25 protein-coding genes and 1 pseudogene are annotated in these 25,304 nt (G+C 61.7%); 20 read left to right on the forward strand and 6 right to left on the reverse strand.

What is annotated here, in order from left to right:
- Positions 1–174: 174 nt before the first annotated feature.
- Together QQL24_RS08970 and QQL24_RS08975 are read left to right on the forward strand one after the other, a co-directional pair.
- Positions 175–369: pseudogene (locus QQL24_RS08970) on the forward strand (transposase); the annotation flags it as partial.
- A 185-nt stretch (positions 370–554) separates the two neighbouring features.
- Positions 555–1,433, forward strand: coding sequence for a class I SAM-dependent methyltransferase (locus QQL24_RS08975; protein WP_284311637.1), 879 nt, complete (start codon positions 555–557; stop codon positions 1,431–1,433).
- A gap of 751 nt (positions 1,434–2,184) precedes the next feature.
- Here the strand turns inward: QQL24_RS08975 and QQL24_RS08980 are convergent.
- Positions 2,185–2,391 (reverse strand): ribbon-helix-helix domain-containing protein, encoded by a 207-nt coding sequence (locus tag QQL24_RS08980; RefSeq protein ID WP_284311638.1) that lies wholly within the window; start codon positions 2,389–2,391, stop codon positions 2,185–2,187.
- Between the two features lie 235 nt (positions 2,392–2,626).
- Here QQL24_RS08980 and QQL24_RS08985 point away from each other — a divergent pair, with 235 nt between their 5' ends.
- On the forward strand, positions 2,627–3,133 hold the full coding sequence (locus QQL24_RS08985; RefSeq protein WP_284311639.1) for a low affinity iron permease family protein: 507 nt from the start codon (positions 2,627–2,629) through the stop codon (positions 3,131–3,133).
- 87 nt (positions 3,134–3,220) lie between these two features.
- On the opposite strand, the gene QQL24_RS08990 is transcribed toward QQL24_RS08985, so the two are convergent.
- Positions 3,221–3,349 carry a hypothetical protein gene (locus tag QQL24_RS08990; RefSeq protein ID WP_284311640.1) on the reverse strand — a complete coding sequence of 43 codons (129 nt, stop codon included), beginning with the start codon at positions 3,347–3,349 and terminating at the stop codon, positions 3,221–3,223.
- A 478-nt stretch (positions 3,350–3,827) separates the two neighbouring features.
- On the opposite strand from QQL24_RS08990, the gene QQL24_RS08995 reads away from it, so the two are divergent.
- Positions 3,828–5,345, forward strand: a complete 1,518-nt coding sequence (locus tag QQL24_RS08995; RefSeq protein ID WP_284311641.1) for a hypothetical protein — start codon at positions 3,828–3,830, stop codon at positions 5,343–5,345.
- A gap of 135 nt (positions 5,346–5,480) precedes the next feature.
- Here the strand turns inward: QQL24_RS08995 and QQL24_RS09000 are convergent, their stop codons facing one another.
- Positions 5,481–5,924, reverse strand: a complete 444-nt coding sequence (locus QQL24_RS09000; RefSeq protein ID WP_284311642.1) for a hypothetical protein — start codon at positions 5,922–5,924, stop codon at positions 5,481–5,483.
- Positions 5,925–6,376: 452 nt separating this feature from the next.
- Here QQL24_RS09000 and ssb point away from each other — a divergent pair, with 452 nt between their 5' ends.
- Entirely contained in the window at positions 6,377–6,874 is a 498-nt protein-coding gene (ssb, locus tag QQL24_RS09005; RefSeq protein WP_284311643.1) for a single-stranded DNA-binding protein, read from the forward strand.
- Between the two features lie 102 nt (positions 6,875–6,976).
- Here the strand turns inward: ssb and QQL24_RS09010 are convergent, their stop codons facing one another.
- Positions 6,977–7,432 (reverse strand): hypothetical protein, encoded by a 456-nt coding sequence (locus tag QQL24_RS09010; RefSeq protein WP_284311644.1) that lies wholly within the window; start codon positions 7,430–7,432, stop codon positions 6,977–6,979.
- A 35-nt stretch (positions 7,433–7,467) separates the two neighbouring features.
- Positions 7,468–8,100, reverse strand: coding sequence for a MarC family protein (locus tag QQL24_RS09015; RefSeq protein WP_284311645.1), 633 nt, complete (start codon positions 8,098–8,100; stop codon positions 7,468–7,470).
- A gap of 426 nt (positions 8,101–8,526) precedes the next feature.
- Here QQL24_RS09015 and QQL24_RS09020 point away from each other — a divergent pair, with 426 nt between their 5' ends.
- The 5 genes from QQL24_RS09020 to kdsA all read left to right on the forward strand — a co-directional run bounded on the left by QQL24_RS09020 (position 8,527) and on the right by kdsA (position 14,514).
- Positions 8,527–10,236: a lysine--tRNA ligase gene (locus QQL24_RS09020; protein ID WP_284311646.1), complete on the forward strand. Its 1,710-nt coding sequence runs from the start codon at positions 8,527–8,529 to the stop codon at positions 10,234–10,236.
- Positions 10,237–10,338: 102 nt separating this feature from the next.
- The gene (secG, locus tag QQL24_RS09025; protein WP_284311647.1) at positions 10,339–10,743 is read left to right on the forward strand and encodes a preprotein translocase subunit SecG; all 405 of its coding nucleotides are present in this window, start codon (positions 10,339–10,341) and stop codon (positions 10,741–10,743) included.
- Between the two features lie 112 nt (positions 10,744–10,855).
- Positions 10,856–12,484, forward strand: a complete 1,629-nt coding sequence (gene pyrG / locus QQL24_RS09030; RefSeq protein WP_284311648.1) for a CTP synthase — start codon at positions 10,856–10,858, stop codon at positions 12,482–12,484.
- Positions 12,485–12,596: 112 nt separating this feature from the next.
- Positions 12,597–13,475, forward strand: a complete 879-nt coding sequence (locus QQL24_RS09035) for a VOC family protein (protein WP_284311649.1) — start codon at positions 12,597–12,599, stop codon at positions 13,473–13,475.
- A gap of 205 nt (positions 13,476–13,680) precedes the next feature.
- Positions 13,681–14,514, forward strand: coding sequence for a 3-deoxy-8-phosphooctulonate synthase (kdsA, locus tag QQL24_RS09040; RefSeq protein WP_284311650.1), 834 nt, complete (start codon positions 13,681–13,683; stop codon positions 14,512–14,514).
- A 130-nt stretch (positions 14,515–14,644) separates the two neighbouring features.
- On the opposite strand, the gene queF is transcribed toward kdsA, so the two are convergent.
- The gene (gene queF / locus QQL24_RS09045; protein ID WP_284311651.1) at positions 14,645–15,106 is read right to left on the reverse strand and encodes a preQ(1) synthase; all 462 of its coding nucleotides are present in this window, start codon (positions 15,104–15,106) and stop codon (positions 14,645–14,647) included.
- Between the two features lie 188 nt (positions 15,107–15,294).
- Here queF and QQL24_RS09050 point away from each other — a divergent pair, with 188 nt between their 5' ends.
- The 10 genes from QQL24_RS09050 (at position 15,295) to QQL24_RS09095 (ending at position 25,302) form a co-directional block, all read left to right on the forward strand.
- On the forward strand, positions 15,295–15,825 hold the full coding sequence (locus QQL24_RS09050) for a tellurite resistance TerB family protein (protein WP_284311652.1): 531 nt from the start codon (positions 15,295–15,297) through the stop codon (positions 15,823–15,825).
- Positions 15,826–16,009: 184 nt separating this feature from the next.
- Positions 16,010–17,290, forward strand: coding sequence for a phosphopyruvate hydratase (eno, locus tag QQL24_RS09055; RefSeq protein ID WP_284311653.1), 1,281 nt, complete (start codon positions 16,010–16,012; stop codon positions 17,288–17,290).
- 184 nt (positions 17,291–17,474) lie between these two features.
- Positions 17,475–17,789, forward strand: coding sequence for an FtsB family cell division protein (locus QQL24_RS09060; RefSeq protein ID WP_284311654.1), 315 nt, complete (start codon positions 17,475–17,477; stop codon positions 17,787–17,789).
- A 266-nt stretch (positions 17,790–18,055) separates the two neighbouring features.
- Positions 18,056–19,114 carry a pyruvate dehydrogenase (acetyl-transferring) E1 component subunit alpha gene (gene pdhA, locus QQL24_RS09065; RefSeq protein WP_284311655.1) on the forward strand — a complete coding sequence of 353 codons (1,059 nt, stop codon included), beginning with the start codon at positions 18,056–18,058 and terminating at the stop codon, positions 19,112–19,114.
- A gap of 66 nt (positions 19,115–19,180) precedes the next feature.
- The gene (locus QQL24_RS09070) at positions 19,181–20,545 is read left to right on the forward strand and encodes a pyruvate dehydrogenase complex E1 component subunit beta (protein ID WP_284311656.1); all 1,365 of its coding nucleotides are present in this window, start codon (positions 19,181–19,183) and stop codon (positions 20,543–20,545) included.
- A gap of 11 nt (positions 20,546–20,556) precedes the next feature.
- Entirely contained in the window at positions 20,557–21,918 is a 1,362-nt protein-coding gene (locus QQL24_RS09075) for a pyruvate dehydrogenase complex dihydrolipoamide acetyltransferase (protein WP_284311657.1), read from the forward strand.
- A gap of 73 nt (positions 21,919–21,991) precedes the next feature.
- Complete coding sequence (gene lpdA / locus QQL24_RS09080) at positions 21,992–23,464, forward strand: dihydrolipoyl dehydrogenase (RefSeq protein ID WP_431310660.1); 1,473 nt, start codon at positions 21,992–21,994, stop codon at positions 23,462–23,464.
- Positions 23,465–23,519: 55 nt separating this feature from the next.
- Positions 23,520–24,479, forward strand: coding sequence for a lipoyl synthase (gene lipA, locus QQL24_RS09085; protein ID WP_284311659.1), 960 nt, complete (start codon positions 23,520–23,522; stop codon positions 24,477–24,479).
- An 86-nt stretch (positions 24,480–24,565) separates the two neighbouring features.
- Positions 24,566–25,015, forward strand: coding sequence for a hypothetical protein (locus QQL24_RS09090; RefSeq protein WP_284311660.1), 450 nt, complete (start codon positions 24,566–24,568; stop codon positions 25,013–25,015).
- Positions 25,015–25,302 carry a type II toxin-antitoxin system RelE/ParE family toxin gene (locus QQL24_RS09095; protein ID WP_284311661.1) on the forward strand — a complete coding sequence of 96 codons (288 nt, stop codon included), beginning with the start codon at positions 25,015–25,017 and terminating at the stop codon, positions 25,300–25,302. Before QQL24_RS09090 ends, QQL24_RS09095 begins: the two co-directional genes overlap by 1 nt.
- Positions 25,303–25,304: the final 2 nt, after the last annotated feature.

Genomic DNA, 25,304 nt, shown 5'->3' on the forward strand with positions numbered 1-25,304 from the left:
CGAATGCTAGTTTGGCGGACTGCGTCTCCGCCATTTCCCTATCCATACTGGCGCACCCACGCGATTTTGCGTGTCTTGGCTGGATTTGAGCCATTTTTGGGGCCCCGATGACATTCGTCAGCGCTGTGCTTGACCATGCTAGGCATGCTGACGCCGGCCTCGGCGGGGAAGGGAGTGCGCAAGCAATGGCACGGAACCAATTTAAAGACACTCAAAAAAGCGCGAGGTGTCGCGCATGTTGACGACCGGCGTGCGTTGAACGGGATCTTCCGGATTCTACGCTTGGGAGCACATTTGTCGGATTTGCCCGAATGCTATGTCCCGGTGACCACGATCTACAATCGCTTCCAGCGTTGGCGCAAGGCCGCCTATAACCACGATGCGGACTGGCCTTTGCTTTCCAATGAGTTGAAGGCCTTCGGTGCCCGGTTCTGAAGACATCGCGGTGCCTATCATGGCGGTCGCCCTACCTCCGTCCGATCCATTTATATAGACGCTTTGCATTTGGTTATGATAGCGACATGAAATGCGGTCGAATAGGGGTAAGTACGGCTATGGGAATATCCCGTGGAGGTGCCCGTTTTCTATTAGAAGAGGCAAGACATCTACCTTTTTCAGGTACTGTCTTGCAGCTGGGTCGGCAGCATTTGTTCATTACACAAGCCGAACTCGATCTGCTAGCCGCGCTTCATGCAGCGAAACTCAAGCGGGATATTTCGCCTGAGAATATCTTCAAACCTCTGCTCGATCCATCGTATCTCGACGATGGTAGTTTCTTCTCAGAGCTTGGGTTTTCGACTGTCGAAAGCATGGATTATTCCGACTTCGAACAGGCGACGTATGTTCATGATCTGAATAAGCCGATTCCTGAAGCGCTCTCCGGCCGCTTCGACATGATATATGATGGTGGAACAATAGAACACGTTTTTGATATTCGGTCTTCTCTTCGAAATATATTCGAAATGCTGAAGATAGGCGGCAGGATTATACATTCATCTCCATCATCTAATCATGTAGATCACGGATTTTATATGTTTTCGCCAACATTGTTTTATGATTACTACATGGCGAACAATTTCATTATTCATGAATGCCAAATATTTCTTTACTCCGTAGACCATAACAATAAACCATGGCTCATTTTTGATTATGAGCCTGGAAGCTTGGAAGGGCTCGCCTTCGGAGGGTTCAATACCGGGCACCTTGTCGGCATATATATTTCTGCCGAAAAGACTGCCGAATCCACATGCGATGTCATCCCTCAACAGGGCATGTACGTCAAAAAATGGGGAGATGGCCAGCATGGCGGCGGAATAAGGCTACGCCGTCCGCGAAAGCCACAAGTAGTAAACGAGACCAGGAACAAGCTTGTTCCCAAGATCTTTCGACGAAAAAAGCGTCTGAAGATACCAAATAAAGTCGCAGAATACTGAATTCGTGATATTTAAAACCTCAACGCTGCTCCTCGGACGGCTTTTTTATGCACGGAGCGCCCCCATACTTCTCCGCACCCTGTTTCTCGCCGGGCTGATGGCGCTTGTGGCTACCTAGCCGTGAGGGCACCCAGAAGCGCTGAAATAGCGAAAGCCAGGGCGATAACCGCAGAGGTGCCATGGCCTGATAGGAAAAGAAAAGAAGTGATCCCCAGAAGGGCGAGAACCAAGATGTCCGCCGCCGTATTAACACCACGCATTGCCAGTCCCGCCAGCTCCGGCTTGTTGACAACCTATCCCGAAGTGGATTCCTCAAAAGTAGTAGGCCATTCGGATTGCAACAAGACTGGGCGCCGTGATGTCGGCGTGATTTACGTGATTTATTAGACGGTCGTTCGTCCCATCTCCCTCGAGCACTCCGGCGCATCACAACTCTGGACCCAGGGCGCTGAGGCTGTCTTAGCTTGAAAGGAGTGCCCTGCCGGCATGGATGGCAAGGCACCTATTGGACGCGACCCGACACCATGAGAAAAGCCTGCCGTGATTGGCAGGCTTTTCTTGATTCTAGGCGCCCAGATCGCCGTGTGGAGTCGCAGATTTTGTAGTCCATTTCATCCCTAAAACCGCAAAACGCAGTAGGGAAGAGAGTAGGGAGGAATGTTATGTGTCACGAAATAAATACAAGATATCAAGTGGTTACATAAAAATTTAGGCGGACTGCGTCTCCGCCAGGCAAGACACCAGGACCCCGTCAGGCGTTCGTCAGCACGAATTCGATGACGGCGGAGCGCAGGCCGCGCTTGGGTCGGGCCTCTTCAAGCTCGCAAAGCAGGCATTCCACGCTGCGGCGCTGCTTCCTGGCGATCTGTCCCAGAGCCGCCCAGAAGCCGGCCTCCAGCGTGAGGTCGGTCTCGCGCCCATTGAGCCAAACTCGATGATTTTGGAGCCTGCTCGGCATATCCAATGTCTCCACGATTTGTTCCGGCACGCGGGAGATAAGGGGCCCCTTTGGCGCATGTCGGCAACGAACAGATGACAGGGGCCTGCTGTTGGCCGGAAAATACCAGGCAAGGAAGATGCCAATTTCGGAAGAACGGAAGCCTTGACCTGAACCGGGCACGGGGTCTGGGCGTTATGCTGGCAGGCTCCGGAGCTGATGCATGGGCATCGAGCCATAGCAAAGGTCGTTCACCATGAAACTGGTCCAGATATTCGGGAGGGCCGCCGACAGGGTCGCGAAAGCAGCGGGACATCCGGCAACGTTCATGGCCTGCTGCGCCGTCGTCCTCATCTGGGCAGCGTCCGGGCCGTTCTTCGGCTTTTCCGATACCTGGCAGCTCATCATCAATACCAGCACCACCATCGTAACCTTCCTGATGGTGTTCCTGATCCAGAATACCCAGAACCGCGATACGGCCGCCCTGCAGGCCAAGCTCGACGAACTGCTGCTCACCAGTGCGGCGCAGGACAGCTTCATCGGTATCGAGCATCTCAGCGAAGAAGAGGTCCAGAAATTCAGGGATGAGTGCGCGGCGGCCGCCGAAAAGGTCATGAAGGCCGGGGAGCGCCCCGCGGAGAACCGCGATAGCGGCGGGGGAAACGGCAAGAAGCGCGCCAAGGCTGCTTCGCGCCGGCTCTCTGCCAAGGCGACCGGTTTACGCAAAAAGAGCCCCGTCGCTGTCGACAAGGCTCCCGCATAGTCTGGCTGCCGCCCGCAAACCGGCTTGTAGCTGTGGCAATGCGGTCCGGCGGGCCGCTTTAAAAAAATCCGTCCAATACTTCCCGGCTCAGCGCGGGAACGGGTTGTCGGGCTGCACGACGTAGACAGGAGTGTGGTCCGCCTGGCCGTAGTAGCTGGCGCAGGCAGCGAGACCCGACAGGATGAAGACGGCGGTGAGGATCTTGAGGATTGTCATTGTCGCTTCCAATTCTTCGGACGGCAGGGATGCAGATCTAACACCGAACCACCATCAAGGGCACGTGTTTCCATCGCATAATGCTGCTAAAGCGTAAATGCTTGGTGCAGCAATTCTCTCTTGCGAGGCCGCTTCGTCGCAAGCCTGTTGCCGGAAAGCGTCATGGTGACGGCAATTAACGCCTCTGTCACGCATGGAACTGCCAATGCGCCTCGTCGAAGTATAGAAACGTAAAGGCAGGTCGGATGTATTGGCATGCGTCGCCAGCAAGGAGTGTTTGCAGTGTGTCTTGTGCGTTTGGGCACCTCCTTTCCCCTTTTATCCGGGCCTAGTGTTGTTGTTCCGGCTCCCCGCCGGTTCTGATCGTTTTGCAGTTTTTCACGAAGTCGCGCGTGCGCGCCCCATTGTTTTGCGATAACAATGCGGCCGCGCGAAACGGCTCTTACCCACCGAAGGAAAATCCATGCACGCTTTTGGCATGAAACGTCGCAAACTTGCCTCCCTGGCTGCTCTGAAAGGCACGTTGCTGGCGGCGACCCTGTTCGCTGCTCCCGCCTTCGCCCAGAGCGTCTCGGCGGATGGAGCCAAGCAGCTCCAGGATTCCCTGACCAAGACCTTCGGCCCGGCTCTGTTCGACAAGGGCATCGTGAGCATCACGCCCCAGGGTTCGGCCTACGCCGTGAAGCTCGATCTCACGCCGACCTTCGCCCATATCAAGAAGAGCGGCGTCACAGTCAGCATGGATCCGATCACCTATCTGGCGACGCCTAATGCCGATGGCACCTATGCGGTGACCAGCGAGTCCCCGTTCAACTACAGCTTCGCCAAGACAGAGGGCGATGATCAGTCCAGCGTGAAGTTCACCGCCGCCTGCAAGAGCTCCGGCACCTTCGATCCCAAGCTCTCCGTCTTCTCGAGCTACGAGACGACCTGCCCCTCGGCTTCGGCGGCCGTCAGCTCGCCGCAGAGCGACGCCACCGTTTCCGTCGGCGCCATTACCTCCAAGATAACGGGCGTGGCCGGCAACGGGGGCGGCGTGACCATCTCCACCGCCGGCACGATGTCCGATTTTGTCGAAACCATCGTGGGCAAGGACAAGCCGCTCACCATCAAGGTCACGGCCAAGACGGCGACCAGCGAGAGCACGGCCGAGAATTTCCAGATCGGCACCGTCCTCGACATCATCGGTATCGCTGCCAAGGCCGGCGACAAGGCTGACATCGCCGCCCAACAGGGCGACATTAAGCAGAAGCTGACCGCGGCGCTGCCTCTTTGGAACAATCTGTCCGGGAAGGTTACGCTGAATGGCGTCAATGTCGACACGCCGATCGGCCCTGTGACCCTCGATTCGATCGAGGAGAATGTCGGCCTGACCGGTGCCGTGAAGCAGGCCTCCTACGGCCTCGGCATCAAATATAACGGGCTGAAGCTGCCTGATACGCCGGTCATTCCCGCCTGGGCCGGGCCTCTCGTTCCCGCTCAGGGCAATATCGCCCTCAAGTTCGAGGGCGTCGACCTCGACGCCCTGGCGCGCCTCGCCATCCAGAACTTCGACGTTACCAAGGAGCCGCCGATTCCGGACGAAGTGTCGGCCCAGGCTCTGCAGATCGTGATGGGCGGCCAGCCGCACGTCACGCTGTCGCCCTCGACCCTCTCGGCGCCGGCCGGTGCGCTGAGCGCCGAAGGTTCGATGAACGTGTTCCCGGACAAGAAGGGCACGGTGATCATCTCGACCGCCGATCTCGACAAGCTTTCGGACGCACTGGGCAAGGCCCAGGTGCCGAACATGCCGATGCTGGTTGCCTTCGCCAAGGGGCTTGCCAAGACCGCTGACGGCAAGGCCGTCTGGGCCATCGACTTCGACGGCGACACCAAGGCGGTCAGCATCAATGGCCAGGTCCTCAATCCGGGCACGGCTCCCGGTGGTGACGATAGCGACAACGGCGGCAATGGCGCCGGCGGCGGAGACGACAACAATAACAACAACGCCCAGTAAATATTGCAGGCGTTGCGCGAGAGGCGGGAGCGGTCCCGCCTTTCCTATGCTCGGACCCATGCGGTGACGAACGAAAAAGCCCCGGCGGATCCGTGATCCGCCGGGGCTTTTTATCGAATGATGATGGCGCCGGACTTATTCGGCGTCGTTTTTCGTCTCGGCGGTCGGCGCTTCGGTCGCGGCGGGCTGCTGCTCGGCCGGACGCGCATTGTGGAGCGGGCGGATGGTCTGGAATGAAGCGCGCTCCTGCGCCGCCGGGCGGGCGGTGAGGCTGACGACGTCGCGGCGGATCGACGCGATCAGCTCACGGATCGAGCCGCTGTCGCCATCAGGGCGATATTCTTCACCGAGCACGTCGAGCTTGGCGCAGAGCTCGACTGCATTCTTGGCCGGCGCGCGGGAGATCGAATTGGCGATCGAACGCAGTTCGCTGATCAGTTCGTCGCGAAGGCCCTTCTGGTCATCGGCATCGATGATCGGGGAAGCGAGCATGCCGCGCAAAGCCGCGCGCCGCAAACCCAAAGCCGCCACCGTGTTGGCGCCATCGGTCGCTTCGCGCTGTTGTCCAAGTCCTGCCATGTTGCTGCCCTCGTAAAAAGCTCTTCTTTTTGAGCGGTGCGCTCCCCTGCACGTCCAATGTGGCGAAAGCGCGGTGGAGAGCCATGTTCCTTCGCGGTGGAGCCTGACTTGTTGGGCGGCTCGACTGCCAAAGGCAAGGCCTTATTGCCCCAAAATAGCAGCTTCCCACATGATTCGTGCGTTCTCCACGGCCTCCCTGCATCCCTCGGGATGGTTAGCCGGATGTTAAAGCCAGCCCTTGCTTTGTGTGAACAAATATGGAACAAATGCCGGGGCTCTTGACGCTTTCTCCCCTGCATTTCTCTGGGGATAGCCGAGGGCGGAGGCGAACATGCCAGCGTTTCCTCTGCCGGGTCGTGATAGAGCAGAGCGAAGGATGCGTCCCTGTAGGGACCGGTTGGCGTGCGCGCGGAAAAGCGTTGCATGCTGTTGAGCGAAGGAAGGAAGCCTCGATGTCAGGCTCGGTGAACAAGGTTATTCTGGTTGGCAATCTCGGGCGCGACCCGGAAATCCGGCGGCTCAATTCGGGCGAGCCGGTGGTCAATCTGCGCATCGCCACGGCGGAGACCTGGCGTGACAAGGCCACGGGCGAGCGCAAGGAGCGCACAGAGTGGCACAATGTGGTGATCTTCAACGAAGGCCTTGCCCGTATTGCCGAGCAATATCTGAAGAAGGGCTCGAAGGTCTATATCGAAGGCCAGCTGCAGACCCGTAAATACAACGACGCTTCGGGCGCCGAGAAGTACTCCACTGAGATCGTGCTGCAGCGCTATCGCGGCGAGATGACGCTTCTGGATGGACGGGGCGGCGGCGGTGAAGCCGGTGCCGGCAGTTCCGGCGGCTACCAGGGCAATGATTTCGGCTCCTCGAGCCCGATGGAGCGTCGCCCGGCGCCGGCCAGCGCAAGCAAATACTCCTCCGCCGACATGGATGACGATATTCCGTTCTGATGCCCGTTTCGGCGCGTCGATCGGCTTGAACAAAGGGGCGGCCTCTCGGTCGCCCCTTTGCTGTTCGCTCTTCCAGCACAGGGAAGGCCGATCGGGCCTTTGTCAGGACGCACTCGCCTGGATGGTGACGACCTTCACATCCGATTGGCGGCAGGCCGTGTCCTTGCAGATGCCGCTGATCCACACTTCGCCCTTGCCGAACATGATGCCCTGGGCGTTGACGAGGAGGTCGTCATAGTTCTGGTCCTCGATCACCGCGGCGATGGCCGGTGTGATGATGGCGTCGTAATTCTTGGCAAAGTCGGCCGCCGTCTTGATCCTGGTCTTCTTGCCATGGATCTTCACGGTGATCGGATAGCTCACGAGGGCGGCGACGGCAGCGGCGTCCCTGTTCTTCACGCCCGCCTGCAGGGCCGCGATCACGGCCTGATATTTGGCGTGGTCGCCAAGCACGGTGTCGATGGTCTGGCTGACGTCCGGCGTCTGCGCCACAGCCGGCGCCAAGGCGGCTGACGACAGGGCGAATGCGAGAAAGAGCGTCCTTGCAGGTTTGAACACGAAGCGGCCCCGAGGCTCAAAAGGTGTGGTCAGACCTATCCCACCACGATCGCCCGCACCCCGTCCACCATGAACTGCACCGCCAGCGCTGCCAGCACGATGCCGAGCAGGCGGGTGAGCACGACATTGCCGGTGACGCCGAGCAGCTTGTTGATGACGTCGGCAAGTTTGAAGGAAATGAAGCAGCACAGGGTCACGAAGCCGAGCACCAGGAAAAGCACAGCGAACTTCAACAGGTCGCCGTGAGCCTGCGCCGACAGCAGCATCACGCCGGTGATGGCGCCTGGCCCGGCGATCAGCGGGATGGCAAGCGGGAAGGCGGCGACGTTCGAGATGAAATCCTTGGTGATCGCGGTCTCGGCCGTCTCGCTCTTGCGCACCTGCGAGCGATCGAACACCATTTCGAAGGCGATGGCGAAAAGTAGGAGGCCGCCTGCGATGCGGAAGGCCGGCGTGGTGATGCCGAGGAGCCTGAGGAAGGGCTCGCCCGCCACCGCGAAGAAGGCGAGCACGCCGAAGCCGATCACGCTGGCGCGCAATCCCACCGAATGGCGCTGCGGTTTGGTCATGCCACGCGTCACACCCAGGAAGATCGGGCCGAGACCCGGCGGATCGACGACCACAAGCATGGTGGCGATGGCGGCGGAGAGGTAATCGAAAATCGTCATGGACTGTCTTAGGGCGTTTCGTCAGGTATGGATTGGGTTTGACGGGAGCGATTTTGGCCGAGGAGAAGGAGTTCGAGGACGCAAGCCTTGCGGCTTGCTACGAAGGACGACGCGCTCATCGGCCAAAATCGCCCCGCCGCGGAGAGGTGAGGTGAAAAATGGCCAACTGCAGCGTCGTATCGCTTGCCGATACGGATGTATCGGCGTGCGCAATGGTCCTCCCATTTGGCCATTTTTGACCTCATCAAACCCCAAACCATACCTGACGAAACGCCCTACGCCGTCTCCTTTTGCCGATGCCGCTCATTGACGCTTCGGGCCAGCCTGAATATGGCTGTGCCTTCCGCCTGTGGCCGGCAAAAGTCAATCGTTTCACCCATTGCTTCGAGGGCCTTGCCACAGGCAGCAGAAAATATCGGATCGAACATGTCAAATCTCTTCCCGGCCGAGCTCGTCGCGGCCGCCAATGTCTCCGCTGCCTGGCCGTTCGAGGAGGCGAGGAAGCTCGTCACTCGTCTGCAGAAGCGGGCAGGAGACAAAAAAGAGATCCTGTTCGAGACCGGCTATGGTCCCTCGGGCCTGCCGCACATCGGCACCTTCGGCGAGGTCGCCCGCACCTCGATGGTGCGCCATGCCTTCGAGGTGCTGACGGAGGGCAAGGTGCCGACGCGCCTCGTCGCCTTTTCCGACGACATGGACGGGCTGCGCAAGGTGCCCGGCAATGTGCCGAACCAGGCGTTGCTGCAGGCCAATCTCGGCAAGCCCCTCACCAAGGTGCCCGATCCGTTCGGGGAGTATGAGAGCTTCGCGCATCACAACAATGCGATGCTGCGCCGCTTCCTCGACAGTTTCGGCTTCAAGTACGAGTTCCTGTCCTCGACCACCTGCTACACCTCGGGCATGTTCGACGCGGCGCTGCTGCACATGCTGCGCAACATCGACAAGGTGATGGCGGTGATGCTGCCGAGCCTGCGTGAGGAGCGCGCCTCGACCTATTCGCCCTTCCTGCCTGTTCATCCGAAGACGGGCATCGTCATGCAGGTGCCGGTCGAAGAGTCGCGCCCGGAGGCCGGAACCATCGTCTGGCGCGATCCCGATACGGGGGAGCGTTTCGAGACGCCCGTGACAGGCGGCCACTGCAAGCTGCAATGGAAGCCGGACTGGGCGATGCGCTGGTATGCGCTCGACGTCGACTACGAGATGGCCGGCAAGGACCTGATCGATTCCGTAAAGCTTTCCTCGGAGATTGTCCGCGCTCTCGGCGGCACGCCGCCGGATGGCTTCAACTACGAGCTCTTCCTCGACGAGCGGGGGCAGAAGATCTCGAAGACCAAGGGCAACGGGCTGTCGATCGACGAGTGGCTGACCTATGCCTCTCCCGACAGCCTTGCTCTTTATATGTATCAGAAGCCGCGCGAGGCGAAGCGGCTCTATTTCGATGTCATTCCGCGTGCCGTGGACGAGTATCTGCAGTTCCTGGGGGGCTATGAACGGCAGGATTGGAAGAACCGCCTCGGCAATCCGGTCTGGCATATTCATACGGGCCACCCGCCTGCACCGGAGACAGTGGGAGGGGCGAACCAGGGCACCTCGGTGACCTTTGCTCTCCTGCTCAATCTCGTGGCTGTGGCGAATGCCGAATCGAAGGATGTGCTCTGGGCCTTCCTGCAGCGATATGCCCCCGGCGTCAGTCCGGCGACCCATCCAAGGCTTGACGCTCTGGTCGGTTATGCCATCCGCTATTTCCAGGACTTCGTGAAACCTGCCAAGGCCTATGCCGAGCCGACGGCCGATGAGAAGGTCGCCTTGGAACGCCTGTCCGAAGCGCTTGGCAATTTGCCTGATGACGCCGATGCCGCGACGATCCAGGAAACGGTCTACGACGTGGGCCGCGCCCTGCCGCCCTACCAGGACTTCAAGGCGAAGGGTGCGACGCCTGAGCGCCCCGGCGTTTCGCTGGAGTGGTTCAATACGCTCTATCGTATCCTGCTCGGCGAGCAGCGTGGCCCGCGGTTCGGATCCTTTGCCGCCATCTACGGCGTCCCCGAAACTCGGCAGTTGATCGCCAAGGCCCTTTCGGGCGAGTTGGTGCGTGAGCATCAGGCTTTTCTTGAAAGCCGCAAGAAGTCGTCATAAGAGGGGGACTGGCGTATTTGCCAGTCCCCAACCATATGCGCGGGGTAGCCAGCGGCTTCTGCTTCGTGTAGGAACGCGCGCGAATTATATCCGGATCAGACAATGCAAACCGTTCTCATCACGATCCACCTGTTGGTGGTTATCGCCCTTGTCATCGTAGTGCTGTTGCAGCGCTCGGAGGGCGGCGGCCTCGGCATTGGCGGTGGAACGGGCGGCTTCATGACCGGACGCGGCCAGGCGAATCTGTTGACCCGCGCCACCGCGGGCCTGGCGGCGGCCTTCTTCGTCACCAGCCTCCTGCTGACGATCCTCGCCAATCACCAGGGCAATACGGGCTCGCTGCTCGACCGCTTCAGCCCGACGGCTCCGGCAACGCAGTCCCAGCCGAGCGCTCCGGCCGCGCCGCAGCAGCCGGCGGCTCCGCCCGCCAACAATAGCGGCGGCTCGGTGTTCGACCAGCTCCAGGGCGGCTCTCAGCCGTCCCAGCCGGCACCGTCCAACCCGTAAAGCCTCCGACCCGGCGCATCCGCGCCGGCGTTTCGAGCTGATTGCAAAATAATCCTGCGGGCAGCGATTGCCCGCTCGTCGAATCGTTTTGTTTTTGTCTAAGTGGGGGTCCATGACGCGGTACATTTTCATCACCGGCGGCGTGGTCTCCTCGCTTGGCAAAGGTTTGGCCTCAGCCGCCCTCGGCGCGCTCCTGCAGGCGCGCGGCTTCAAGGTTCGTTTGCGCAAGCTCGATCCTTACCTCAATGTCGATCCGGGCACGATGAGCCCGTATGAGCATGGCGAGGTCTTCGTCACCGACGACGGTGCGGAGACCGATCTCGATCTCGGCCATTACGAGCGTTTCACGGGCCGTCCGGCCTCGAAGGACGACAATATCACCACCGGCCGGATCTATCTCGACATCATCACCAAGGAGCGGCGGGGCGACTATCTCGGCGCGACGATCCAGGTCATCCCCCACGTCACCAATGCCATCAAGGACTTCGTCCTGAAGGGCAATGACGGCATCGATTTCGTGCTGGTCGAGATCGGCGGCACGGTGGGTGACATCGAAGGCCTGCCCTTCTTCGAAGCGATCCGCCAGATCAAGAATGACCTGCCGCGCGGTGCGTGCATTTACACGCATTTGACGCTGCTGCCCTTCATTCCCTCGGCGGGCGAGCTCAAGACCAAGCCGACGCAGCATTCGGTGGCCGAACTGCGTTCCATCGGTATCCAGCCCGACATCCTGCTCTGCCGCTCCGATCGCGCCATTCCCAAGGAGGAGCGCCGCAAGCTCGCCTTGTTCTGCAACGTGCGCGAGACGGCGGTGATAGAGGCACGCGATGTCGGCTCGATCTACGATGTGCCGGTTGCCTATCACGAGCAGGGCTTCGACGCCGAAGTCCTGGCTGCCTTCGGCATCACCGACGCGCCGGAGCCCAATCTGTCGCGCTGGAAGAAGATCTCGCAGACCATCCACAATCCCGAAGGCGAGGTCACCATCGCCATCGTCGGCAAATATACCGGCTTGAAGGATGCCTATAAGTCGCTCACCGAGGCGCTGACCCATGGCGGCATCGCCAATGGCGTCAAGGTCAAACTCGACTGGATCGAGAGCGAGATCTTCGAGCAGGACGATCCGACGCCGCATCTGGAGCATGTACATGGCATCCTCGTGCCGGGCGGCTTCGGTCAGCGCGGCGCCGAAGGCAAGATCAAGGCGGTGACCTTCGCACGCGAGCGCAAGGTGCCTTATTTCGGCATCTGCTTTGGCATGCAGATGGCGGTGATCGAAGGCGCCCGCTCTCTCGCCGGCATCAAGGACGCCAATTCCAGCGAATTCGGCCCGGCCAAGGAACCCGTCGTTGGCCTGATGACCGAGTGGATGAAGGGCAACGAACTCGAACAGCGCGCCCAGGGCGGCGATCTAGGCGGCACCATGCGCCTCGGCGCCTACCAGGCGACGCTGAAGCGGGGTTCGAAGATCTCGCAGATCTATGACACGACCTCGATCTCCGAGCGCCACCGCCATCGCTACGAAGTGAACATGTCCTACCGCGAACGGCTGGAGGACAAGGGCATGGTGTTCTGCGGCACCTCGCCGGATGGCCTGCTGCCGGAGACGATCGAATATCAAGATCATCCCTGGTTCATCGGCGTGCAATATCATCCGGAACTGAAGTCGCGCCCGTTCGAGCCGCATCCGCTGTTTTCGAGCTTCATCGCGGCGGCAGTCGAGCAGAGCCGGCTGTTCTGACCGGGAGCGCGGACATCTTGTCCGCCTCTTTCTTTCTGGCGACTGAACTGTTTGCAGCATTCGCTGACAGCCAAGAGGCGGACAAGATGTCCGCGCTCCCAGGAGCTTCCCGATGTCTCGCGGTCTCGATCATCTCGTCCTCGCCACGCGCGATCTGGACGCGGCAGCTGCTCATTACCAGGCAATGGGCTTCATCGTCGGCGCCCGCAACCGACACCCGTGGGGCACGGAAAACCGCATCGTGCAATTTCCGGGTATCTTCCTGGAGCTGATAACGATGGGCGAGGGGGCCGAGATAATGCCGCCCGAACCAGGCAAATTCAGTTTCGCTTGGGCCGTTGCGCGCCATCTCGACCAATACGGCGATGGCTTTGCCATGCTGGTGGTGGAATCGCGGGATGCGCCGGCCGACAGGCAGGCCTTCGATGTGGCCGGCATCGGTGGGTTCGAGTCCTTCTTCTTCGAGCGCCTCGCGATGAAGCCCGATGGCTCGAAGGTGCGCGTCGCCTTCACGCTCACCTTTGCCGCCGATCCGGCGATGCCCGACATCGGCTGTTTTTCCTGCCAGCATCACGAGCCGCAGAATTTCTGGAACCCGGCCTTCCAGGCCCATCCCAATGGCGCCAGCAAGCTTGGCGGCATCGTCATGCTGGCCGAAGCGCCGGCCGCCACCGTGCCCTTCTTCGAGGCCTTTACAGGTTCGCGCGCGCTTTGCGCCGGAGCCCGCAACATGGCGATCGTCACGCCAAGGGGCTCCGTGGAAGCGATGTCGCCGGATTGCTATCGCGACGTGCTTGGCCTCGAGCCTGCTCTGTCGCTCGACCACGGGCCGCGCCTTGCCGCTTTCAAGGTGACGGCGCCGCTGGAACCGCTGGCTGCTCGCCTGGAAGAGGCTGGTATTCCTTTTGTCCGTCATCGCAAGCACCTCGCCGTTGCGGGAGCGGATAATTTCGGCACGGCCCTGATCTTCGAAGAACCGAAGGCAGCGTGACAGATGGGGGGAGTGGCGGTCTCTGACCGCCATCTTTGCCGCTCCCGGATGTGGCGGTGGAATAGTGGCGGTCGGAGACCGCCACTCCGCGCTTGGCGCGCCCTTCTCACCCATGGCAACGCCCGGAGGCCCGGGTTGTGTTTGGCCTCCATGCACTCTATCTGCAGTCCAGCGCTTTTGGCCACCTCTCAATTCCGGATCGATCATGACCGCAGCCAACCCCATTGTCTCCCTCGGCAAGCTCCGTATCGGCAATGACCTGCCATTCACTCTGATCGCCGGCCCTTGCGCCATGGAGAGCCGCGATCACGCCATGGAGATGGCCGCCGGCATCAAGGAGATCACCGACAGGCTCGGCATCGGCCTGATCTACAAGAGCTCCTTCGACAAGGCGAACCGCACGTCGGCCAAGGGCGGGCGTGGCGTCGGCCTCGACAACGCGCTGCCCATCTTCGCCGAGGTCCGCGAGAAATTCGGCTTGCCCGTGATCACGGATGTGCATGAGAACGACCAGTGCGCCAAGGTCGCCGAGGTGGTGGACGTGCTGCAGATCCCCGCCTTCCTCTCGCGCCAGACCGACCTCCTGCTGGCCGCCGCCCATACCGGCCGCGTCGTCAATGTCAAGAAGGGCCAGTTCCTGGCGCCCTGGGACATGAAGAATGTCGTGGCCAAGATCACCGAGGCCGGCAATCCCAATGTTCTGGTGACCGAGCGCGGCGCCTCCTTCGGCTACAACACGCTGGTGACCGACTTCCGCGGCCTGCCGATCATGGCGGAGCAGACCGGTGCGCCCGTGGTGTTCGATGCCACCCATTCGGTGCAGCAGCCGGGCGGGCAGGGGACGTCATCCGGCGGCCAGCGCGAATTCGTGCCGGTTCTGGCGCGGGCGGCCGTAGCAGTCGGCGTCGCCGCCGTGTTCATCGAGACGCATCAGGACCCGGACAAGGCGCCCTCCGACGGCCCGAACATGGTGCCGCTCAACCAGCTCGAGGCCCTGCTCAAGCGCCTGAAGCAGTTCGACGACATCGCCAAGAGCTAACTGGGAGCGCGGACATCTTGTCCGCCTCTTGAACCGTTGTCCCAAAAGACAAGGGTACTGACCTTCGATCGCGCCCATCTACGCTCACCTATCGTTTCCAAGAGGCGGACAAGATGTCCGCGCTCCCAGTCTAACCTCGCCCACGATAGGTGGGCACGCCCTGGTCGGGCAGCCAGAGGCTTTCGGGCGGCTTGCCCGTCTGCCAGAACACATCGATGGGAATGCCGCCGCGCGGATACCAATAGCCGCCGATGCGCAGCCAATGCGGCTCCAGGAGTTCCACCAGCTTGCGGCCCACGGCGACCGTGCAGTCCTCATGGAAGGCGCCATGGTTGCGGAAGCTGGTCAGGTAGAGCTTCAGCGACTTGGATTCCACCAGCCAGTCCTTCGGCGCATAGTCGATGACGAGATGGGCAAAATCCGGCTGGCCGGTCACCGGGCAGAGCGAGGTGAATTCCGGGCAGGTGAAGCGGGTGAGATAGAGCGTGTCCGCCTGCGGGTTGGGCACGCGGTCGAGCCGCGCCTCTTCCGGCGAAGCGGGTATCTTGCTATCGCTGCCGAGCTGCAGCGTCGATGCGTCGAAGGATGTCATTTCCTCAATTCCGAGCAGATCTGATCGGTGGAAGGCAATCGGCTATTTCGCTGCAGGATGCAAGCTGCACCGCTTGGTGAATAAACCGAACGATCAACACTGTTGACGTGTTCCCGGCAGAACCGACGCTGTCGTGACATTGCTAAAAACTCATGGCAATAGACCTGTATTGACGATGGGGAAGGCTGATGCCCGAAATAGTTGCCATCCTGAGTGGGCTGGTCGGTTTGTTTGTCTACTGGCTGATCCGGCTTGATGGAATGGATGCGATTGCCGCCCAGTTCAGTACCGCAGCGAGGGCGAGGCGAGCCCAGCGCAGCCGCGACGCGGAGGCGCGCGCGGCAGTGCGCTCCGTCACCGAACCACGGGACGGCGCTCTGGCCCTGATGATCAAGCTTGGCAGCGTCGATGATGTATTGCTGCCAGGCGCCGCCACCTTGGTGGATGATGCCGCCCGCCATGTCTTCGGCTATGGCGACAAGGTGGTCGAGCATCGCACGTTTGCCGAATATGTCGCCCGCAACACGCCGAGCTTCTCGGTCCTGTTCCGTGAATTGGCCCCGATCTTCGACAAGAAGCTCTCGCCCGATGAAAAGCGGGATCTGATCGAACTCCTGCATGAAGTCGCGGAAGCCGCCGGCGGGATGACGCCGGTGCGCGAGGCCATGATCGACGAAGTGCAGGCGAGATTGCTGCCGCAAAAGCCGGCGCGGGCGTGAAGCCGGGAGCGCGGACGTCCTCGTCCGCTCTTTCTTTATCGTTGACCGCACCGTTTCCAAGAGCGGACAGAATGTCCGCGCTCCCAGCATGGCGTTTCGATGACGTTCTTTTGGTCTTCCGCCCGGGCGCTTCATCCGCTATGAGCGCGGCGGACACCATTGGACCCGAAACAGGAGCAGCCTCATGACCGCAATCAGCGACATCATCGCGCGCGAAATTCTCGACAGCCGCGGCAATCCCACGGTTGAGGTTGATGTCTTGCTGGAAGACGGCTCCACGGGCCGGGCTGCGGTTCCCTCGGGCGCCTCGACGGGGGCGCATGAGGCGGTCGAGTTGCGTGATGGCGGCAAGCGCTATGGCGGCAAGGGCGTCGAGAAGGCGGTGGAAGCCGTCAACGGCGAGATCTACGAGGCGCTTGGCGGCCTCGATGCCGAAGACCAGATTCAGATCGATCAGACCATGATCGATCTCGACGGCACCAAGAACAAGGCGCGCCTGGGCGCCAACGCCATCCTCGGCGTCTCGCTCGCCGTCGCCAAGGCCGCAGCCCAATCTGCTGGTCTGCCGCTGTGGCGCTATGTCGGCGGCCCGTCCGCCCGCACCCTGCCGGTGCCGATGATGAACATCGTCAATGGCGGCGTGCATGCCGACAACCCGATCGATTTCCAGGAATTCATGGTGATGCCGGTGGGCGCGCCGACCTTCGCCGAAAGCCTGCGCATGGGGGCCGAGATCTTCCACACACTGAAGGGCGCGTTGAAGAGCGCCGGCCACAACACCAATGTCGGCGACGAAGGCGGCTTTGCCCCGAACCTGCCTTCGGCCAAGGCCGCGCTCGACTTCGTGATGACCGCCATCGAGAAGGCTGGCTACAAGCCGGGCGACGACGTGATGCTGGCGCTCGACTGCGCCGCCACCGAGTTCTTCAAGGATGGCGTCTACGATTATTCGGGCGAGGGCGTGAAGCGTTCGATCGCCGAACAGGCCGACTATCTGGCCTCGCTCGCCAAGGATTATCCGATCGTCTCCATTGAGGACGGCCTGTCCGAGGACGATTTCGAAGGCTGGAAGCTCCTCACCGACAAGATCGGCAACAAGGTGCAGTTAGTGGGCGACGATCTCTTCGTCACCAACACCGAGCGTCTGTCGATGGGCATCAAGAAGGGCATGGCCAATGCCATCCTCGTCAAGGTCAACCAGATCGGCACGCTCACCGAGACGCTTGCCGCCGTCGAGATGGCCCACAAGGCCGGCTACCGCGCGGTGATGTCGCACCGTTCGGGCGAGACGGAGGATTCGACCATTGCCGATCTCGCCGTCGCCACCAATTGCGGGCAGATCAAGACCGGCTCGCTCGCCCGTTCCGACCGCACGGCCAAGTACAACCAGCTTCTGCGCATCGAGGAAGCCCTCGGTACGCAGTCCCTCTATAGCGGCCGCGCAGCCCTCAAGGCGCTCGCCTGATCGCTCGAATAGCCTGCTGAGCTATGCAAATGCCGGGAGGCACCCCGCTTCCCGGCATTTTTGTGCTCTGATTTTGCATGGCGGGCCTGCCACGGCAGCATAGTAGGGCGAAAAAGCGGCTGGTTTTTGCGTTGCAGCATGGACCATCAACACAAAATCAACCATCGCGGGCTAGCGTGCAGACATGGTCATTCGCACACGCATCCGGGCAATCCTCAACCAGCTGGCGCTCTTCCTGGGAACCGCTGCCGCCATCGCGTATTTCTCCTACCAGGCCTTCAATGGCGACCACGGCATCCAGGCGCAGCACCAATTTGACAAGCAGAGGCAGGATTTGACCAACGAGCTCGCCCAATTGCGGGACGAGCATCAGGCGCTGGAGCGGCGCGTGAACCTGCTCAAGGCCCAGACGATCGACCCGGACATGCTCGAGGAAAAATCGCGCGAACTCCTTGGTCTCGTCGACCCCAATGACATCGTAGTGTTGCTGGGCAAGTAGGCTTGGCTTTCCGCTTATTGCGCTTCCCTCCACAGTAAATCGATTTTCGTTTCCCATTGCCCTCTGCAACTGGAAACACTGCAACGATTTTGTGTCGAATGATAACTGGATTTCGGTTTATTGTGAAATAAACTGAAATTTGGTTGATTGCCAATTTCGTTGTGCATTCAATATGTTGCACTGCAGCATTCTGGCCTGCCTCTCGCTTTTTGATGAGGGATGCGCTAGCTGTTCCCCAAGCTAAGCCATCAATATTCGGAGGGTCCATGGCCGCTACAGCCGCGAAGGCCGTTGCTACTGCTAGCAAAGCTTCCAAACCTGCCGCCCGATCGGGCAAGACGGGGGGAGCGAGCAAGGTGACATCATCATTCTCCCATGCGCAGGAATTGCAGGCTTACCGGGAGATGCTGCTGATCCGCCGCTTCGAGGAAAAAGCGGGCCAGATGTATGGCATGGGCCTGATCGGTGGTTTCTGCCACCTCTATATCGGCCAGGAAGCGGTGGTCGTCGGCATGCAGGCCGCCACTCGCGAGGGCGACCAGGTCATCACCGGTTATCGCGACCATGGCCATATGATCGCCGCCGGCATGGCGGCGCGCGGCGTGATGGCGGAGCTGACGGGACGCCGTGGCGGCTATTCGCACGGCAAGGGCGGCTCGATGCACATGTTCTCGGTCGAGAAGGCCTTCTATGGCGGCCACGGCATCGTCGGCGCCCAGGTCTCGCTCGGCACGGGCCTCGCCTTCGCCAATGCCTATCGCAGCGACGGCAAGGTGAGCCTCACCTATTTCGGCGACGGCGCGGCCAACCAAGGCCAAGTCTATGAGAGCTTCAACATGGCGGCCCTGTGGAAGCTGCCGGTGGTCTATGTCATCGAGAACAACAAATATGCCATGGGCACCTCGGTGAACCGTGCTTCCGCGCAGACCGATTTCTCCCGCCGTGGCGTCTCCTTCAACATCCCCGGCGAACAGGTCGACGGCATGGATGTGCGCGCCGTCTATGCCGCCGCCCAGAAGGCGATCGAGCATGCCCGCTCCGGCAAGGGCCCCTATATCCTGGAAATGCTGACGTACCGCTATCGCGGCCATTCGATGTCCGATCCGGCGAAGTACCGCTCGAAGGACGAAGTCCAGAAGATGCGCACCGAGCACGATCCGATCGAGCAGAGCCGCGCGCGTCTCCTCGGCGAGCATGGCGTGTCGGAGGAGGAATTGAAGAAGATCGATTCCGATATCCGCGATGTCGTCAACGAGGCCGCCGATTTCGCCACCAATGACGCCGAGCCCGATCCCTCGGAGCTGTGGAGCGACATCCTGAAGTGACCTTCAGGACGTTTTCTTCACGTTCCTTTCGCTCGCAAAAATTACTCTCCAGAATTCGAGGCACCCATGCCTGATATCCTGATGCCCGCTCTCTCGCCGACCATGGAGCAGGGCAAGCTTTCCAAATGGCTGAAAAAAGAAGGCGACACCATCAAGTCCGGTGACGTGATCGCCGAGATCGAAACCGACAAGGCGACGATGGAAGTCGAAGCCATCGACGAGGGCGTGCTCAGCCAGATCCTGGTGCCCGAGGGCACCGACAATGTCGCCGTCAACACCAAGATTGCCTTCATCCAGGGCGAAGGTGAATCGGCACCCGCGCCCGCCGCCGCTTCGGCTCCTGCGCCTGCCGCGGCGGCCCAAGCCCCAGCCGCTCCGGCGGTGGTGCAGTCGGCCCCCGCGCCTATCGAAGCGCATGATGCTTCGGGCGAGATCCCGGCGGGCACCGAATTCGTCACCCAGACGGTTCGCGAAGCCCTGCGCGATGCCATGGCCGAGGAGATGCGCCTCGACGGCAGCGTCTTCGTCATCGGCGAGGAAGTCGCCGAGTACCAGGGCGCCTACAAGATCACGCAGGGCCTCCTGCAGGAGTTCGGCCCGCGCCGCGTGGTCGATACCCCGATCACCGAACACGGCTTTGCCGGCGTCGCCGTGGGCGCGGCCATGACCGGCCTTCGCCCCGTGGTCGAGTTCATGACCTTCAACTTCGCCATGCAGGCGATCGACCACATCATCAACTCCGCTGCCAAGACGCTCTACATGTCCGGCGGCCAGATGGGCTGTCCGATCGTGTTCCGCGGCCCCAACGGGGCCGCCGCCCGCGTGGCTGCCCAGCACAGCCAGGATTACGGTTCCTGGTATTCGCATGTGCCGGGCCTCAAGGTCGTCGCCCCGCATTCGGCGGCCGATTACAAGGGCTTGCTCAAGGCCGCCATCCGCGATCCCAATCCGGTGGTGTTTCTCGAGAACGAGATTCTCTACGGCCATAGCGGCCCCGTGCCCAAGCTCGACGATTTCGTCGTGCCGATCGGCAAGGCCAAGGTTGTCAAGCCGGGCAAGGACGTCACGCTGGTCGCCTGGTCGATTGGCATGACCTATGTGCTCAAGGCCGCCGAGGCCCTGGCGAGCGAGGGGATCGACGCCGAGGTGATCGACATGCGCTCCCTGCGTCCGCTCGACACCGCCACCGTGATCGCTTCGGTGCAGAAGACGGCGCGCTGCGTGGTGCTCGAGGAAGGCTGGCAGCAGTCCGGCGTCGGCTCGGAGATCGCCGCCCGCGTCAACGAGCAGGCCTTCGACTATCTCGACGCGCCGGTCGCTCGCGTGTCGGGCAAGGATGTGCCGATGCCTTATGCGGCCAACCTGGAAAAGCTGGCCCTGCCAAGCGTGGCTGATGTCGTCGGGGCGGCCAAGGCCGTCCTCTATCGCTGAGGAGCACCCCGATGCCTGTGAATGTTCTGATGCCGGCCCTGTCTCCCACCATGGAGAAGGGCAATCTCGCCAAATGGCTCAAGAAGGAAGGCGACACCATCAAATCCGGTGACGTCCTGGCCGAGATCGAGACCGACAAGGCGACGATGGAAGTCGAAGCCATCGACGAGGGCGTGCTGGCCAAGATCGTCGTGCCTGAGGGCACCGCCGACGTGCCGGTGAACGACCTCATCGCCATCATTGCCGGCGAGGGTGAGGATGCCAAGGCGGTAGCTTCCGCCGGCGGCGCGCCTGCGCCAAAGGCTGCCGCTCCTGCTGCGGCTGCTCCCACTCCGGCCGCTGCTGCTCCTGCCGCTGCATCCGCTCCTGCTGCCACGCCGGCTCCGGCAGCGGCGCCAGCGGCAGCTCAGGCTGGCTCGCGGATCTTCGCCTCGCCGCTGGCCAAGCGCATCGCCAAGGATGCTGGTCTTGATCTCGCCGCCATCGCAGGCTCCGGTCCGCATGGCCGCGTTGTGGAGAGAGACGTACAGGCCGCCATCGCCGGCGGCGGCGCCAAGGCAGCGGCTCCCGCCGCCGCGCCGCAGGCTGCCGAAGCGCCGAAACCCGCCGCACCGGCCCCGGCTCCCGCCGGCGCCTCGGACGAGGCGACCAAGAAGCTCTTCGCCGCTGGCTCCTATGAGGAGATCCCGCATGACGGCATGCGCAAGACCATCGCGCGCCGCCTGACGGAGGCCAAGTCGACCATCCCGCATTTCTACCTGACGGTGGAAGTGGAGATCGATGCGCTGCTGGCCCTGCGCGAGCAGATCAACCACGGCGCGCCGCTGACCAAGGACGGCAAGCCATCCTTCAAGATCTCGGTCAACGACATGGTGATCAAGGCTTACGCGCTGGCCCTCAAGGCCGTGCCGGAGGCCAACGTCTCCTGGACCGATGGCGCCATGCTCAAGCATAAGCATGCCGACGTCGGCGTGGCTGTCTCGATCCCCGGCGGACTGATCACCCCGATCATCCGCAGCGCGGAAAGCAAGACGCTCTCGGCCATCTCCGGCGAGATGAAGGACCTTGCCGCCCGCGCCAAGACCCGCAAGCTGAAGCCGGAGGAATACCAGGGCGGCACCGGTTCGGTATCCAATCTCGGCATGTTCGGCGTGAAGTCGTTCTCGGCCATCGTGAACCCGCCGCACGCCTCGATCCTGGCCGTCGGCGCCGGCATCAAGCAGCCGGTGGTGCATGGCGGCGAGATCAAGGTCGCCACGGTGATGTCGCTGACGCTCTCCACCGACCACCGTGCGGTCGATGGCGCGCTCGGCGCAGAATTGATGCAGGCGATCAGGGGCTACATCGAGAAGCCGATGAGCATGCTGGTGTGAGGGGCACAGCGATCTTATCTACGGGTCAATCGCTTTCCCCTCAATTTGTGCCCCTCCCGCCAAGCGGAGGGGCATGCCCCATGCAGCTCCCTTCAGGAGACGTTTCATGAGTTCCTACGACGTCATCATCATCGGCTCCGGCCCCGGCGGTTACGTCACCGCCATCCGCTCGGCACAGCTCGGCCTGAAGACGGCCGTGGTCGAGCGCGAGCATCTGGGCGGCATCTGCCTCAATTGGGGCTGCATTCCCACCAAGGCGCTGCTGCGCTCGGCCGAAGTGCTGCACAATTCCCTGCACGCCAAGGACTACGGCCTGACGCTGAACGGCACGATCACGCCCGATGTCGGCGCTGTGGTGAAGCGTTCGCGCGGCGTTTCCACCCAGCTCGCGACCGGCGTCGGCTTCCTGCTCAAGAAGAACAAGGTCGACGTGATCTGGGGCGAGGCCGAGATCACCAAGCCTGGCGAGATCGCGGTGAAGGCTTCCACCAAATCGGTGCAAGGTCCCGCCATTCCCGCTCCCAAGGGAGCGCTCGGCCCCGGTACCTACCAGGCCAAGAACATCATCGTGGCCACCGGCGCCCGCCCGCGTGTGTTGCCTGGCCTTGAGCCCGACAAGAAGCTGATCTGGACCTATTTCGACGCCATGGTTCCGCAGGAGATGCCGAAATCGCTAATCGTGGTCGGCTCTGGCGCCATCGGCATCGAGTTCGCCTCCTTCTATCGCACGCTCGGCGCGGAGGTAACGGTGGTCGAGGTGCTGCCACAGATCCTGCCGGTGGAGGACGAGGAGATCGCCGCCCACGCCCGCAAGCGTTTCGAGAAAGCCGGCATCAAGATCCTTTCGGGCGCCAAGGTGACCAAGGTCGAGAAATCGGCCAACTCGGTCAAGGCCATGGTCGAAACCGGCGACGGCAAGAGCCAAGTGATCGAGGCCGATCGCATGATCTCGGCCGTCGGCGTGGTCGGCAATATCGAGAATCTCGGCCTCGAGAAGCTTGGCGTGAAGACCGATCGCGGCTGTGTCGTCATCGACGGCTTCGGCAAGACCAATGTGCCCGGCATCTTCGCCATCGGCGACGTCGCGGGACCGCCGATGCTGGCCCACAAGGCCGAGCATGAGGGCGTGGTCTGCGTCGAGGCCATCGCCGGCAAGCATCCGCATGCCTTCGAGAAGGACAAGATCCCCGGCTGCACCTATTGCACGCCGCAGGTCGCCAGTGTCGGTCTGACCGAGAAGAAGGCCAAGGATGCCGGCTATACCGTCAAGGTCGGCCGCTTCCCCTTCATCGGTAACGGCAAGGCCATCGCGCTCGGCGAGCCGGAAGGCCTGGTCAAGACAGTGTTCGACGCCAAGACAGGCAAGCTGCTCGGCGCGCATATGGTGGGCGCCGAGGTCACCGAACTCATCCAGGGCTTCGTCATCGCCATGAATCTGGAGACGACCGAGGAAGATCTCATGCATGCGGTGTTCCCGCATCCGACCCTGTCGGAGATGATGCATGAGAGCGTACTGGACGCCTACGGTCGCGTTATCCATATGTAATCTGTTTTCGCCCGCCCGGGCCCTCTGGGCGGGTGAGCGACCTGAAAGGCATGCCATGGCCGTCGTGCTTGACCTCCTGAACAATGACAGCCGCCCGCGGCATCCTGAAAAGGCGCACCGGCCGGACCAGCCGATGCTGCGCAAGCCGGACTGGATCCGCGTCAAGGCGCCGGGCTCGCCCGGCTGGCGGGATACGCAGGCCATCGTCAAGGAGAACAAGCTCGTCACTGTCTGCGAGGAGGCGGGCTGCCCCAATATCGGCGAGTGCTGGGACAAGAAGCACGCCACCTTCATGATCATGGGCGACACCTGCACGCGGGCCTGCGCCTTCTGCAATGTGAAGACCGGCATGCCTGGGCCGCTCGACCCCAACGAGCCTGAGCATACCGGCATCGCGGTGGCCAAGCTCGGCCTCAGCCATGTGGTGATCACCTCTGTCGACCGCGACGATCTGGCAGATGGCGGCGCCGAACACTTCGCCCAGGTGATCCGGGCCATCCGCCGCCTCTCGCCCGGCACCACCATCGAGGTGCTGACGCCCGACTTCCTGCGCAAGGAAGGCGCGCTGGAGATCGTGGTCGCGGCCAAGCCCGACGTGTTCAACCACAATATGGAAACGGTAGCCTCGAACTACCTCACGGTGCGCCCCGGCGCCCGTTATTTCCATTCGATGCGCCTGCTGCAGCGCGTGAAGGAGCTCGACCCGTCGATCTTCACCAAATCAGGCATCATGGTCGGCCTCGGCGAGAAGCGGAACGAGGTGCTGCAGCTCATGGACGATCTGCGCTCGGCCCATGTCGACTTCATCACCATCGGCCAATATCTCGCGCCCTCGCGCAAACACCATCCGGTGGTGGCCTATGTCACGCCCGACGAGTTCAAGAGCTACGAGACGGTGGCCTACACCAAGGGCTTCCTGATGGTGTCATCCTCGCCGCTGACGCGTTCCTCGCACCATGCCGGCGATGATTTCGCCAAGCTGAAAGCGAACCGGGCGGCGAAGCTGGGGTGTTGAGCCGGATTCTTGGGGACTCGTGATCTAGACAGGACTCAGCAAATACTGAATAATTGCCGCGCGAACACTCAATATATGAGGCGGTAATGACGGCCTTGTCCAAGACTCCCGAACTGATCGACAGCAAGGCCATCAAGCCCTTGGTGGAGGCGCGGGCCCTGCGCGGTGCCACCATTCTTGGACAGCCGGGCGGCTGGGCCGTTGTCATCCGCTATGGCGATGCCGAACGAGTAATTGCTGCTCAGAAGTCACGCCGGATGCGGTTATGGCGGCACGTTGATACGGCCGTGAGCTTCATTCGCGGGGAACTGCATATGGACCGCTTTGAGGTCGATGCTGCCGAGCACGACGCCCATGCGAACGAGATCAAGCGTCCGGATCAGGCCGAACGCCTGCGCAAGCAGCGCGAGGCCGCCGACTATGATGCCTGGTTCCGCGCCAAGGTGCAGGAGGGTCTCGATGCGATCGAGCGCGGCGAGGTGGTCAGCCATGAAGAAGCAGAGGCCGATTTCGCGCGCATGATGGATGAGGCTTGATGCGCCTCATCTGGAGCCGCGAGGCCATTGCTATTCGACGTGCAATCTTCGACCGAATTTCACCGGATGATTTGGGGGCAGCCAAGCGCATGGTGAAGCGCCTGCGTGATCGTGCAAATAGCCTGCAAGCTTTGCCGAGACAGGGGCGCAGGGGCAGGGTCCCGGAGACATTCGAACTCGTGGTGAACCAGACGCCGTATATCATTGTTTATGCGATCGAGCGGCAGGAGGTGCGCATCCTGACGATCCTGCATCATGCGCAGCAATGGCCGCCGAAAGAAGCTTGAGG

The organism is Labrys miyagiensis (genome assembly GCF_030160835.1).
Classification (GTDB): domain Bacteria; phylum Pseudomonadota; class Alphaproteobacteria; order Rhizobiales; family Labraceae; genus Labrys; species Labrys miyagiensis.